Origin of the sequence: Bradyrhizobium betae (genome assembly GCF_008932115.1) — a bacterium.
In the GTDB taxonomy this organism is placed as follows: Bacteria; Pseudomonadota; Alphaproteobacteria; order Rhizobiales; family Xanthobacteraceae; genus Bradyrhizobium; species Bradyrhizobium betae.
Window position 1 is genome coordinate 229,874 of sequence record NZ_CP044543.1, and the last position, 13,275, is coordinate 243,148.

At 65.5% G+C, this 13,275-nt stretch carries 15 protein-coding genes; 7 read left to right on the forward strand and 8 right to left on the reverse strand.

Annotated features, from left to right (window positions below; genetic code table 11):
* The first annotated feature begins 1 nt into the window (after position 1).
* The 7 genes from F8237_RS01130 (at position 2) to F8237_RS01160 (ending at position 5,423) form a co-directional block, all read left to right on the forward strand.
* Complete coding sequence (locus tag F8237_RS01130; protein WP_151642007.1) at positions 2 to 1,060, forward strand: alcohol dehydrogenase; 1,059 nt, start codon at positions 2 to 4, stop codon at positions 1,058 to 1,060.
* A gap of 75 nt (positions 1,061 to 1,135) precedes the next feature.
* On the forward strand, positions 1,136 to 1,372 hold the full coding sequence (locus tag F8237_RS01135) for a hypothetical protein (RefSeq protein ID WP_151642008.1): 237 nt from the start codon (positions 1,136 to 1,138) through the stop codon (positions 1,370 to 1,372).
* Positions 1,373 to 1,683: 311 nt separating this feature from the next.
* Positions 1,684 to 2,400, forward strand: a complete 717-nt coding sequence (locus F8237_RS01140; protein WP_151642009.1) for a Crp/Fnr family transcriptional regulator — start codon at positions 1,684 to 1,686, stop codon at positions 2,398 to 2,400.
* Between the two features lie 49 nt (positions 2,401 to 2,449).
* Complete coding sequence (locus F8237_RS01145) at positions 2,450 to 2,665, forward strand: DUF6894 family protein (RefSeq protein ID WP_151642010.1); 216 nt, start codon at positions 2,450 to 2,452, stop codon at positions 2,663 to 2,665.
* 227 nt (positions 2,666 to 2,892) lie between these two features.
* A complete protein-coding gene (locus tag F8237_RS01150; protein ID WP_151642011.1) occupies positions 2,893 to 3,306 on the forward strand; it encodes a phosphonate metabolism protein PhnM in 414 nt (137 codons plus the stop codon).
* Between the two features lie 397 nt (positions 3,307 to 3,703).
* The gene (locus tag F8237_RS01155) at positions 3,704 to 3,925 is read left to right on the forward strand and encodes a hypothetical protein (protein ID WP_151642012.1); all 222 of its coding nucleotides are present in this window, start codon (positions 3,704 to 3,706) and stop codon (positions 3,923 to 3,925) included.
* 337 nt (positions 3,926 to 4,262) lie between these two features.
* On the forward strand, positions 4,263 to 5,423 hold the full coding sequence (locus F8237_RS01160; RefSeq protein WP_151642013.1) for a hypothetical protein: 1,161 nt from the start codon (positions 4,263 to 4,265) through the stop codon (positions 5,421 to 5,423).
* On the opposite strand, the gene gmk is transcribed toward F8237_RS01160, so the two are convergent.
* The 8 genes from gmk to F8237_RS01200 form a co-directional block, all read right to left on the reverse strand.
* Positions 5,356 to 6,015 carry a guanylate kinase gene (gmk, locus tag F8237_RS01165; protein ID WP_151642014.1) on the reverse strand — a complete coding sequence of 220 codons (660 nt, stop codon included), beginning with the start codon at positions 6,013 to 6,015 and terminating at the stop codon, positions 5,356 to 5,358. The two genes, F8237_RS01160 and gmk, sit on opposite strands and share 68 nt — an antisense overlap.
* 3 nt (positions 6,016 to 6,018) lie before the next feature.
* The gene (locus tag F8237_RS01170) at positions 6,019 to 6,906 is read right to left on the reverse strand and encodes a YicC/YloC family endoribonuclease (RefSeq protein ID WP_151642015.1); all 888 of its coding nucleotides are present in this window, start codon (positions 6,904 to 6,906) and stop codon (positions 6,019 to 6,021) included.
* Between the two features lie 115 nt (positions 6,907 to 7,021).
* Positions 7,022 to 8,296 carry an endolytic transglycosylase MltG gene (gene mltG, locus F8237_RS01175; RefSeq protein WP_151642016.1) on the reverse strand — a complete coding sequence of 425 codons (1,275 nt, stop codon included), beginning with the start codon at positions 8,294 to 8,296 and terminating at the stop codon, positions 7,022 to 7,024.
* 125 nt (positions 8,297 to 8,421) lie between these two features.
* Complete coding sequence (gene fabF / locus F8237_RS01180; RefSeq protein WP_151642017.1) at positions 8,422 to 9,687, reverse strand: beta-ketoacyl-ACP synthase II; 1,266 nt, start codon at positions 9,685 to 9,687, stop codon at positions 8,422 to 8,424.
* A 109-nt stretch (positions 9,688 to 9,796) separates the two neighbouring features.
* On the reverse strand, positions 9,797 to 10,036 hold the full coding sequence (locus F8237_RS01185; RefSeq protein ID WP_006020277.1) for an acyl carrier protein: 240 nt from the start codon (positions 10,034 to 10,036) through the stop codon (positions 9,797 to 9,799).
* A 311-nt stretch (positions 10,037 to 10,347) separates the two neighbouring features.
* Positions 10,348 to 11,085, reverse strand: coding sequence for a 3-oxoacyl-[acyl-carrier-protein] reductase (gene fabG / locus F8237_RS01190; RefSeq protein WP_151642018.1), 738 nt, complete (start codon positions 11,083 to 11,085; stop codon positions 10,348 to 10,350).
* A gap of 12 nt (positions 11,086 to 11,097) precedes the next feature.
* A complete protein-coding gene (fabD, locus tag F8237_RS01195; RefSeq protein WP_151642019.1) occupies positions 11,098 to 12,057 on the reverse strand; it encodes an ACP S-malonyltransferase in 960 nt (319 codons plus the stop codon).
* A gap of 189 nt (positions 12,058 to 12,246) precedes the next feature.
* Positions 12,247 to 13,272, reverse strand: coding sequence for a fatty acid desaturase family protein (locus tag F8237_RS01200; RefSeq protein ID WP_151642020.1), 1,026 nt, complete (start codon positions 13,270 to 13,272; stop codon positions 12,247 to 12,249).
* Positions 13,273 to 13,275 lie beyond the last annotated feature (3 nt).

Below are 13,275 nucleotides of genomic sequence, written 5' to 3' on the forward strand. Positions count from 1 at the left end.
TATGGCGTTGATGCGTCGGCAGTCCCTGGTCAAGTTCGATGCGCCGCTGTGCGAGACCATCGTGGACACGCCAAAGCCGCAGGGGCGCGAGGTGCTGGTGCGCATCGAGCGCTGCGGCCTCTGCCATTCCGACCTGCACATCCAGGACGGCTATGCCGATCTCGGCGGCGGCAAGAAGCTCGACACCACGCGCGGCATGACGCTGCCCTTCACGCTCGGCCACGAGATCGCCGGCGTCGTCGACGAAGTCGGATCCGACGTGCCGGCTGGCCTCGTCGGAGCCAGGAAGGCGGTGTTCCCCTGGATCGGCTGCGGCCAGTGCCGCGACTGCGCCAATGGCGACGAGAATCTCTGTGTGAAGCAGCGCTTCCTCGGCGTCTCCATCGACGGCGGCTTCGCCACCCACGTGCTGGTGCCCGACGCGAAATACCTGCTCGACTACGATCCCCTGCCCGTCAACCAGGCCGCGACCCTGATGTGCTCGGGCGTGACCGCCTATGGCGCGCTCAAGCGCCTGGTCGACCGTCCGCGCCAGCGCAATTTGCTGCTGATCGGTCTTGGCGGCGTCGGCATGATGGGCCTGTCGTTCGCGCAAGCCATGTTCAAGCAGCCGATCACGGTCGCCGACCTCTCGCCGGCCGCGCGCGACACCGCGCTGAAGAACGGCGCAGCCAACGCCTATGATCCGTCCGAGCCCGACGTGATCAAGCGCATCCTCAAGGAGACCGAAGGCGGCTTCGACGAGATCGTCGACTTCGCCGGCAATGAGAAGTCGATGGCGTTCGCGGTCGCCGTGGCCGCGCGCGGCGGCAAGATCGTGGTCTCCGGCCTGATGGGCGGGCAGTTCACGCTGCCGATGGTGCAATGGGTCTACAAGCGCATGACCATCGAAGGCTTCATGGTGGGCACGCTCGCGGAGGCGCAGGAACTGATGGCGCTGGCCCGCGCCGGCAAGATCAAGCCGACCCCGATGCGCGAGGAGCCGATGGGCGACGTCCAGAAATGGATCGACGAGCTGCGCGCCGGCAAGGTGGTCGGCCGCATCGTGCTGAAGAACTGAGTTATTCCCCGGTGGCGGGATGAATGTCCCGCCGCCGCGCACGGAACGGCTTCGGCCGCGCTGCGTTGGCAGCCCATGTCCATCCGTTGCACCGTCGAAAGCGCATTCTTCATCGCCTGGAGCTGTCTGGAGAAGAGCGGCGAGCTCGGTCCTCCGGATGCGACGGCGAACATGCTTCTCGATGCCATCGAAGCCCAGCTGCGGACCGGCGAACGCCGGCAGTTGATGCTCGCCAACAGGGCGATCGACGCCTATCGCCAGCAAATGGCGCAAGGCCACATCTCGGCCACGCACCGGATTCACCTGGGATGATCCGGCCCGGACAACGCCTTGCGGCGCGCAACGCGACGCGCCCATCCGTGCGCGCTCTGTGTTCACTCCTGAACAGAGCGGCCAGCGGATCTCGAATTCCGTAGTTCTCCGGACCAGAACAAAGTTCGCAGCGTGCCCCATGAGCAACGTCCGACCGATCGGGCGCGGCTTGCTCCGAGAACTTTTCGATTTCCCGCAAAGCCTTGTGTGCACTTTGGAACCGTCAGTTCCGCTGCGGAAACGTAGGGTTTTCCGAGCTGCCGATTCCCGGCCGAGCACCAGCCAAGATCAAGAACCAAGTGACGAGAAGCGTGACCGGCCGGCCCCAGAACGATCTGCTTCGCAAGCTCGGCGTCCAGGATTTCGAGTTGCTCGCCCCGCACCTGCAATCGGTCGAGCTCGCCGCGAGCCACATCCTGCATCACGCCGGCGACGACGTCGCCGCCGTCCATTTCCCCTGCGGCCCGACCTTCGTGTCGTTCGCGGTGCCGGTCGAGGACGATCGCGAAGTCGAAAGCCTGCTGGTGGGCCGTGAAGGCGCGATCGGGATCTCCGCGGGCCGCGGACCGTCGCTGGCCTATTCCCGCATCGTCGTGAAGGTCGGCGGGACGCTGGCGCGCCTGCCGCTGCGCGCGCTCGAACAGGCGCAGCAGCGATCGACCGGCCTGCAGGAGTTGTTCGTACGCTACGCCGCCTGCCAGTTTGCGCAGCTGCTGCAGACCGCGGCCTGCAACGCCGCGCATTCGATCGAGCAGCGCGCCGCCAAATGGATCATCGCAGCCCGGGAGCATATCGGCGGCGACGAGATCCCCCTCACCCACGAGCAGCTCGCCGGCATGCTCGGCGTCTCGCGCAGCTATGCCAGCCGCGTCATCCAGACGTTCAAGGCCAGGCGCATCCTCGCCACCCGCCGCGGCGCCATCCTGATCCTCGATGCCGCCGCGCTCGAGTCGAGCGCCTGCGCCTGCAACGGCACGGTGAAGAGGCATTTTCGCGAAGTGCTGGGACGAGCGGCCTCGGCGGGGTAGGACCAGCCGCACCGTCGGAACATAATCGCGTACCCCGCATTGCCCGGACATGCCGCGGTATTATTTTCACTTCGAGGGCCAGCAGCCCCACACCGACACGACAGGCGAATCACTCCTCGACGACGAGGCCGCCTGGCGCGAAGCGGTCCGCCTCTCTCGCGACGTCGAGCATGCGCTACGCCCCGGCGACAGCTGGACGCTCAGCGTGTTTGACGGCACCGAGCCGGTGTTCGTGCTGGCGATGGTGACGCGGCGGTTTCGGTGAGAGGCCAGTCCCAGAGACGGGCCGGACAAAGGGCGCCGATCGGTTCAGTTCCGCAGGGCGGGTTATGTGGTCGAACAGCGCCCCAATCCGCCAAATTCCGATAGTCATTGCGCTCCGAATCTCGCGCATCGCTTGCCGGCAGCCAAAGCACAACTTGCATTAACGAGCGAACCGCCGTTCAATACTGGTTTGAGCCGGCAGCACATTTATACTTTTCTGGTTTTGGAATGCGGACATTTCTCATCATCATCGGCATCTGGCTGCTGATCAACGTGCTTTTCGTCGTGATCATGATGCCGCCGCGAAAGCCGCGGAGGCCGGATCGTCCACGATCGTCGGCAGGTCTTGCACCGGCCGCCGTCGAGCACAACGCCTACCCCTTCGACGAAGACGAGAAGATCTCGCTGCGTCACACCATCATCGCCATCGCGATGGGCGCGCTGTTCTCGCTGACACCGCCGCTGCTCCAGGCGGCCGATGACATCAAGAGGCTGCTCGGAAGATGCCGCAGGGCGAAGCGCTCCGACACCGAAGCGGGCGAACGATCCCTCGATCCGGTCCTCCGAGACTCTCGCGCCGGGGACGAACGAACGGCGACCGAGGGATCGCCACCCGACGATCGAAACGCGTCGAAGCGCTAGCATCCGGTAGCGACGCGCAACCGATCACTTCAGGCCCCGCGGATGGAACGTCGCGCGCCTCACGCGCGTTTGCTTCTCGTCAAGAAGGAGCCACTCACTTGATTAGTCCAGGCAAATGGTACGATCCGATATCGGAGCGTTGGATCGCACCTCGACAGATGCGCCCGGACGCAACATCGCCGCCATCGAGCGCAAACCATGTCCTCGAGTTCGAGCGAACGGTCGAAGTCCAGCGCATCTGGCGCGCGCTGGTCGATTGCTGCGCGCGCGATTGAATGACTTGGCAAATGACTTGGCAAATGACTTGGCGAATGACTTGGCGAATGACTTGGCGAATGACTTGGCGCAGCCACGACGACGAAGGAACCCGCCGTCGGCCGCGCCGTTGTAACCCTGCATGACCGATTCCACCTCACCTGCAAGGCCGATCGCAACCGCGATACGCTATCTCGCGATTATCGTCGGCTGCGCCTGCCTGCTGCTGGCCGCGATCTGCGTCGCCATCGCCTGCCAGGTTTTCGTTCAGACTGGTGTGTTCGCACAATCCTATGCGATGGTCGCGCTCATCAGCGCCGTATTGGGGCTGCTGGCGCTGATGCTTGCGCGGGTATGGAAGTAGGCCGCATTCCGCAGGTCCGTAAGGATGGGTAGAGCCCTTGCAAAACCCATCACCTAACCGACGCCCGTCTTTCGAGACGCCTCCTGCGGCGGGCCCTCAGGACGGGGTCGCGTTTTGCGGCGGGATTTTAGCTTTCCGCCGCGCCGACGGCCCCACGGGAACCAAGGGCTCGGCCAAGCAATAACGCGCTCGATATTGCCTAAATTCGCGGTGGAACGAACGCGTCGCAGGCCCAATTCAAGCCACATCCTCTCCGGATTTGCGGCTCATTGCCACCCAAGTCTTTGACGAGAAAGGGAAGGTAACGAGTTGCGTCATGCGTAATCGGGAGACCAGGATGGGCAACCGCACCGCGAAATTCATATCTGCGCTGGTTGGCAGCATCATTGCCGGCGCGCCCCTGGCCGCCGTATCGCAGAATGCGCCGCCGGCAGCAGCCACTGCAGCTACAAGCACGGCAACCGCCGCTGGCGACTGCCTCGCCTCGCCGAAGGGCACCGCGCCGCAGGGCCAGCATTGGTTCTATCGCCTCGATCGCGCGACCAAGCGGCAGTGCTGGTACCTGCGCGCCGAAGGCGGCAAGGTCACGCAGAGCGCGCAGGCGACGGTCGACACGCCAACCCCGGAGTCGGCCGCGCCGAAATCGGTGCAGAATGCGCGCGCCGAATACATCGCGCCGCAAGCAAGCGCGCCGGCCGCAGCGAGCGCCCCGCCGGCAACTCCGCAGGCGGACAGCAGCGCGCAACAGCCCGCCGTCGCCGCACGCTGGCCGGACGCCACCACCGCCGCTCCCGCGCAACAGCCGGTGACCACACCTGCATCGACCGCCGCGCAGCCAAGCGCGAAGCCGGCAAAGGCCCCGGTGACGCTCGCTGCCGCCGAAATCCCCGCCGACAAGCCGGCCGGCTCGCTGCAGACACTGATGCTCGTCATCGTCGGCGCGCTGGCCCTGGCCGGCCTGCTGGCCAGCGTCATCTATCGCTTCGCCGGCGGACGCGTCCGCGTCCAGACGGGCGACCGCCGCGTGAACTGGGACCAGCGCGAGCCGCAGGATCACGACGACGGCCGCGCGCCCTGGCTCGAGGCAGCACCTGCCGCGGCGCCGCGCGCAGAGCGGCCGCGTCCGGTGGACTTCGATGCCGCGCGTCCTCAGGCCAAGCAGCTCGCCGCATTCGGCGACGCGATCGCCAGGGTCGCAAGCCAGGCCCAGCCTGCTCGGGCCGAAGCCGCAGAACCTGACGAGGCCGAGATCGCGATATTCGAAGGGGAATTCGAGATCGAGACCCCGGCGCCTCAGCTCGCCGTCAACGACGTTCACGACGAGGAGCCAGCCGATCGCGACGACGATGCGCGCGATGAGGCCGTCGACATCGACATCATCACGGCGATGCTGGAACGGCTGGCGCAGGAAGGGCCGCGGCTGGCGCAGCCTAGCCTTGAAGCTGGCCTTGAAGACCGCGCACGAAGCCCACGAGGCCAGTCCGCCGCTCGCGCTTGAGGCGTTCGGCCTTCAGGATCGACTGCACCTCGGCAAAGGCCTCGTCGACGTCGTGGTTGATCACGATGTAGTCGTACTCCGCCCAGTGGCTCATCTCGTGGCTGGCGCGGCTCATGCGATTGCGGATCACCTCGTCGGAATCCTGCGCGCGCGAGTGCAGCCGCTTTTCGAGATCGGCCGCCGACGGCGGCAGGATGAAGACGCGAACCACATCGACGCTCGCCTTCTGGTGCAGTTGCTGCGTACCCTGCCAGTCGATGTCGAACAGCACGTCCTGCCCGGCCGACAGTGCCGCCTCCACCGGGGCACGGGGCGTCCCGTAGAGATTATCAAACACGGTGGCCCACTCCAAGAGCTCGTCACCCTTCACCATCGCTTCGAAGCGAGGCTTGTCGACGAACAGATAGTCGCGGCCGTCGACCTCACCGGGGCGCTTGGCGCGCGTCGTCGCCGACACTGACATCTTCAGGCCGGGCTCCCGCTTGAGCAGCATCCGCGATAGAGTCGTTTTGCCCGCCCCCGACGGCGAGGACAGCACGAACATCAATCCGCGCCGCTCGACCCCGTCAGTTCCGTGACCGCCCGTCGTCATCGATCACTCCAGATTCTGGACCTGTTCGCGAAACTGCTCGACCACGTTCTTCATGGCGAGCCCCGTATTGGTCAGCTCGATGTCGTTCGACTTCGAGCAGCAGGTGTTGACCTCGCGGTGAAACTCCTGCGCCAGGAAATCGAGCCTGCGGCCAACCGGGCCGCCCTTGCCAATCAGCTCGCGCGCCTGCGCAATGTGCGAGGCGATGCGGTCGAGCTCCTCGCGGATGTCGGCGCGGGTCGCGATCAGGATCGCCTCCTGCATCAGGCGGTCGGAATCGAAGCGGTCAGAGGTGTCGAGCAGCGTTGCGATCTGCTCGGCGAGCCTGGCCTTGATCGCCTCGGGCTTGCGGCCGGGCGCGCCTTCCGCCTTCCTGGCCAGCTGCTCGACCTCGTCCACCCGCTGGATCAGGATCTGCCCGAGCGAGGTGCCCTCGCGCTTGCGCATCTCGACGAGTTCGGCGAGCGCCTTGTCGAAGGCTTCGGCCGCGGCCGTGCGCGCGGCCTTGTCTTCCTCCTCGTCGCCCTCGGGGTCGGCGACCTCGACCACGCCCTTGATGGCGAGCAGGCCGTCGACACTCGGCGCGACGGCATCGACCTTGCCGGCGATCATTGCGGCGGCCTTCAGGACGGCGTTGAGCACGTCTTCATTGACGCGGACGGAGGCAGCGGCGTTGGTGCGCTTGACGGTGAGATTGGCGTAGACGGTGCCGCGCGACAAAATCTCGCCGGCGCGCTTCTTGGCGTAGGCCTCGAGCTCGTCGAACCCCTGCGGCAGACGTACCCTGAGGTCGAAGCCCTTGGCGTTGACCGACTTCAATTCCCATTCGAACGTGTACGGCCCGCTCGCGCCGTGGCTTCGGGCAAAGCCGGTCATGGACGACAGCGCCATCAGATCAAATTCTCCAGGAACACAGGATTCGCGAGGCCATCAGGCCACGCGAATCTTAAGACTATTTTGCGGGAAAGTGTAATCCGCAAAGTCCGGCAGGCAGGTCTGCGCGAACCTAGCGCTGGACCACCGGCGGCAACGGCTGCACCGCGCCCTGGCGGGCCGGCGCGGGATTGGCGGGGCGCGCCGCCGGCGGCTTCTTCTGCTGGCTGGGCCGGGCCGGCATGGCCGCGGTCGGCGTGTCGGCTGCGCCGGGCGCTGCGGCGGCCGGCGGCTGAGCGTCCTCGGCCGGCTCGACCGTGTCGTTCTGGATCTGCTTCTCCATCGCGCGCAGCTTGGCGACGTTCTTCTGATGCGCGTCGTAGGTCTCGGTGAAGGCGTGTCCGCCGCTGCCGTCGGCGACGAAGAAGAGGTCGCGGGTGCGGGCCGGATTGGCGGCGGCTTCCAGCGAGGCGCGGCCGGGGTTGGCGATCGGGCCCGGCGGCAGGCCCTCGATCACATAGGTGTTGTAGGGCGAGGGCTGCGTGATCTCGCTGCGCTTGATCGGGCGTCCCAGCGTGCCCTTGCCGCCGACGATGCCGTAGATGATCGTCGGATCGGACTGCAGCTTGATCTTCTGCTTCAGGCGGTTGACGAACACCGCGGCAACACGGCTGCGTTCGTCGGGCTTGCCGGTTTCTTTCTCGACGATCGAGGCCAGCGTCACCAGCTGCTCCGGAGTCTTGACCGGAATGTCCTGATTGCGACGCTCCCAGATCTCGGCCAGCACGCGCTTGTGCGCCTGCTGCATGCGCTGGATCACCTGCTCGCGCGGGGTCCCGCGCGGGAACTTGTAAGTCTCCGGCAGCAGCGTGCCTTCCCGCGGCAGCTCACGGACGCTGCCGGTGAAGATATCGTTGTCGGAGAGCCGCGCCACGATCTGCTCGGAAGTCAGGCCCTCCGGGACGGTCACGGCATGCTGCACCACCTTGCCCTCGACGATGGTGGCGATGACGTCGCGCAAGGAGGCGTTCTTCTGGAATGAATACTCGCCGGGCTTCAGGTCCGAGCTCGCCTTCAGCGCCGCGACGCTGGCGATGAACACCCACGGATTGACGTCGGTCACGCCTTCCCGGTTCAGGGTCTCGGCGATGTCGCGCTTGCCCGCGCGCTGCGGGATGTTGACGATCTTGTCGTCCTTCAGCGGTCCCGGCGCCTCGAGCACCTGCCGGCCGTAATAATACACGCCGCCCGCGCCGATCATGGCGATCAGCAGCAGGGTGATGATGGCGTTGCCGACGATCACGAAGGGATTGCGGGCGCGGTCCGACCGCTTCGGCGGCGGCGGGACCTGCTCGGGCTCGAGCGCTGCCCGCGGACTCCGGGGCGAAATGGGCGGCCTTTCACTCATCGATGCAACCTGAATCCTGCCGGTTCAATCGCGGCCTGACAATCGTTTGTCCAGCCAATGCACGCGCCCACGGGGTATGACTATCGCCGAATACGGCAAAACGGTGGATTCGTTTCAAACGCAAACTAGTGAACCAGCCGCCGGAAGATCACCGACGCGTTGGTACCGCCAAAACCGAAGGAATTCGACAACGCGACGTTGACCTCGCGCTTCTTCGCCGTGTGAGGCACGAGATCGATCGAGGTCTCGACCGACGGATTGTCCAGATTGATGGTCGGCGGCACGACATTATCGCGAATCGCGAGAATGGCGAAGATCGCCTCGATCGCGCCGGCCGCACCAAGCAGATGACCGGTCGACGACTTGGTCGAAGACATCGCGACCTTGGAGGCGGCGTTGCCGAGCAGGCGCTCGACAGCGCCGAGCTCGATCTCGTCGCCGAGCGGCGTCGAGGTGCCGTGCGCATTGATGTAGTCGAGATCGGATGCCGTGAGGCCGGCGCGCTTGAGCGCGGCCGCCATGCTGCGGAACCCGCCATCACCGTCGGGCGACGGCGAGGTGATGTGATAGGCATCACCCGAAAGACCGTAGCCGATCACTTCGGCATAGATCCTGGCGCCGCGGCGCTGGGCGTGCTCGAGCTCCTCCAGGACGAGGACGCCGGCGCCCTCGCCCATCACGAAGCCGTCGCGGTCCTTGTCGTAGGGACGCGAGGCCTTCTCGGGCGTGTCGTTGAAGCCGGTCGAGAGCGCGCGCGCGGCATTGAAGCCGGCGATGCCGATGCGGCTGATCGGCGATTCCGCGCCGCCGGCGACCATGACGTCGGCATCGCCCAGCGCAATCAGACGGGCGGCGTCGCCGACCGCATGCGCGCCGGTCGAACAGGCAGTGACCACCGAATGGTTCGGACCCTTGAGCCCATGCTTGATCGAGACGTAGCCGGAGGCAAGATTGATCAGGCGGCCCGGAATGAAGAACGGCGATACCCGGCGCGGACCGCGTTCCTTCAGGAGGATCGCGGTCTCGGCGATGCCGCTGAGCCCGCCGATGCCGGACCCGATCATGGTTCCGGTCGCGCATTTGTCCTCTTCGGACTCGGGATGCCAATTGGCATCGTCGAGCGCCTGGCCCGCGGCCGCCATGCCGAAAATGATGAAGTCGTCGACCTTGCGCTGGTCCTTCGGCTCCATCCAGATATCGGGATTGAAGCTACCGTTGCTGCCGTCGCCGCGCACGACGCTGCAGGCGTATTTGGTCTGAAGATCGGAGACGTCGAAGCTCTCGATCGGGCGCGCACCGCTCTCGCCGTTGAGGATGCGTTTCCAGGTCGGTTCGACGCCGCAGCCGAGCGGCGACACCATGCCGAGACCAGTGACGACAACCCGCCTCATATCAGCAAACTCCGCATCGAAAGATTCACGGCCAATAACAAGAAACCGGCTGACCGCTAGTCAGCGGCCCGTCCGGTTTCAATGTTGTCCCCGCGAAAATTAAAGAGCCTTAGCTCTTCGCGTTCTTCTCGAGAAACTTCGTGGCGTCGCCGACGGTGAGAATAGTCTCCGCGGCGTCGTCCGGAATCTCGCAACCGAATTCTTCTTCGAACGCCATCACCAGCTCGACGGTGTCCAGACTGTCGGCGCCAAGGTCGTCGATGAAGCTCGCTGCGTCGACAACCTTCTCGGGTTCAACACCAAGGTGTTCGACCACGATCTTCTTAACCCGCTCGCCAATCTCACTCATTGCATAACCTCGTGTTGTTCCCTGTAGACCCGACCCCCCGGGACGATACGAGCCGTCGTGGTCGTTGACTGCCTTCGCTTACGAACTTTGATCTGGCCCCACCTTAACTGATAGAGGCCCGGCGAACGACGGCCAAGGCTCCGCATCGCCAATATACAGGGTTTCAAAAACCTGCAATGGCGTTCTTTGCCCATCCGTTGAAGGTCCGGTTATCATACTTCAACTGCCTTGACTACACGCCTCATTTCGCTCCGGAAACGGCCGTTTGCCGCATCCCGCACCGCCCTCGCGGGCGGCCCGCGGAACGAACGTCAGAACATGGCCATGCCGCCGTTGACGTGAATGGTTTGCCCCGTGACGTAGGCTGCTTCGTTCGAACTGAGGTAAACGGCGGCTGCCGCGATGTCCTCCGGCGTGCCCAGGCGGGCGGCCGGAACCTTGGACAGAATCGTTTCGCGCTGCTTGTCGTTTAGCGCATCGGTCATTGGCGTCTTGATGAAGCCGGGCGCGATGCAGTTGGCGGTCACGCCGCGCTTGGCGTATTCGGCACCGAGCGTCTTGATCATGCCGATCAGACCGGCCTTCGACGCGGTGTAGTTGCCCTGCCCGGGATTGCCGGTGACGCCGACCACCGAAGTGATGGCGATGATGCGGCCGAAGCGCTTGCGCATCATCAATTTGGTGGCGGCGCGCGCCAGGCGGAAGGTCGAGGTCAGGTTGACGTTGATGACCTCGTCCCAGTCCTCGTCGCGGAGCTGGACGAAGAGATTGTCGCGCGTGATGCCGGCATTGGCGACGAGAATGTCGACCTGGCCCATCGCAGCTTCCGCAGCGGGCACCAGCGCCTCGACCTCGTCGGCCTTGGAGAGATTGCAGGGCAGCACATGGGTGCGCTCGCCGAGCTTGCCCGCAAGCTCGTCCAGCACGTCCTTGCGCGTCCCTGAGATCGCGACCGTGGCGCCCTGCGCGTGCAGCGCCTGCGCGATCGCGCCGCCGATGCCGCCGGTCGCGCCGGTGACGAGCGCCTTCTTGCCAGTCAGATCGAACATTCGAAGACTCCTCTAGGCCTGCTTCGCAGCGGCCAATGCATCCTTGGCGGCGGCAATGTCATTCGGTCCGCCGACCGCAACGCCGACGGCGCCGTCCGCAATGCGCTTGACGAGGCCGGTCAGCACCTTGCCGGCTCCGATCTCGAAGAAGCGGGTGACGCCCTGCCCCGCCATATAGGCAACCGACTCGCGCCAGCGCACCGTGCCGGTGACTTGCTCGACCAGACGGCGGCGGATCTCGTCGGGATCGGTGATCGCGCTCGCCAGCACGTTCGACACCAGCGGAGCGGCCGGCGCCATGATCGTGACCTTGGCCAGCGCCTCCGCCATGGCATCCGCGGCGGGCTGCATCAGCTTGCAATGGAACGGTGCGGACACCGGCAGCAGCATCGCGCGCTTGGCGCCCTTGGTCTTGGCGATCTCGACGGCGCGATCGACCGCGGCCTTGTCGCCGGAGACGACCACTTGCCCGCCGCCATTGTCGTTGGCGGCCTGGCAGACCTGGCCCTGCGCCGCCTCGCTCGCGACCGCGATGGCGGTCTCGTAGTCGAGGCCGAGCAACGCGGCCATCGCGCCGACGCCAACCGGAACGGCCTTCTGCATTGCGAGACCGCGGGTGCGAAGCAGCCGCGCGGTATCGAAAATCGTCAAGCTGCCGGCGGCGGCCAGCGCCGAATATTCACCGAGCGAGTGACCGGCGACGAAAGCCGCGTCCCGCCCGACGGAAAAACCGGCTTCAGCCTCAAGGACGCGCAGGGTTGCGACGGATACGGCCATCAGCGCCGGCTGGGCGTTTTCAGTGAGCTGGAGCCTTTCGGCCGGACCATCCCAAACGATGGCCGTCAGCTTCTCGCCGAGCGCGGCATCGACCTCGTCGAACACGGCGCGCGCCGCCGGAAACGCGTCGGCCAGGGCCTTGCCCATGCCGACCGCCTGGGACCCCTGCCCCGGAAATGTGAATGCTGCCGTCATCGGCGCTCCCTGCTTGTCGGGCGTGATCCCTGCGAGAAACCGGCAACCGATGACGCACGGCCGAAGGCCGAGGTTCCTTGGGCCATGGTTCCGGATCATGCTCCAAAGGGGGCCGTAGACACTGTCCGGGGCCGGAATGTCAAGCCAAGATAGGAACTTCGGCCCCCATTCAACTGGGGATGCGGCCCCTCAAAATCCACCATTGGCCTGATTGGCATCGACCGCCGCGCCTGCCCGCGCGCGCCGCGCGCTGCTCACCAATTGCCCCGGACGGTCATCCCGGTCGGGCTTAGCGGTCGCGAGCCGAAGCACGGCGCCATAGCTCGGCTGCACTTCCATGCGGTCGGCATGTCGGCTCTCGCTGAGCAGGCGATGGACCTTGGGCAGATTGTAGCAGGGAACGTAGAACAGCAGGTGATGCTCGAGGTGATAGTTCACGTAGTAAGGCGCGATGAACAGACGCTCGAGAATATTGGCATGCGTGGTGCGGGTGTTGCGCAGGGGATCGCTGCTATCAGGGACGACAGCATGCTCGGCGATGTTGCGGATGCGGGTGATGACCATCATCCAGGTCAGGAGCGGCACCAGCCATAGCAGCGGATAGGCCCACCACACGCCGGCCGCCGCAAGCGCTGCGAACATCGCGGCGTTGACGAGACATTGCGGACCGAGCTTCTCCCAAAAATGCGCCGCGCGCTGCCGCAACGGCCAGTCGTTCGGTCCAAGCGCATTGAGCAATTGCGCCTTGCGCTGCTGGTAGCCGGTCTGCCCGGTGATGTCGCGGATGAACTTGCGGCGATAGCTCAGCTTCGTGATCGGAAACGGCGCCGACAGCACGAGATCGGGATCGTCTTCCTGCTGGGTGCGCGCATGATGCTGCAGATGATAGCGCCGATAGGCGCGGGTCTCGGCGAAAACCGGATAGGCGCAGAACCACTGGCTCAGCGCCAGATTGGTCTTCTCGTCGGCGGACAGACAGCCATGCGCGCCGTCATGCATCAGGATCGCAAGTCCGAGCTGGCGCGAACCGATGATTGCGACCGCGAAAACATAGGTCAGCGGATTGGGCCACCACGCGACCAAAGCGATCGCGCCTATGATCAGCGCCCAGGCGTGCGCGATCAACGCAACGCCCTTCCAGGTCACGCGCTGGCGCACGTCGGCGAGCTGGCCGTCGGTCAGGAAGTCGCGGGCACGCATGCGAAGCGCGGTCATGGC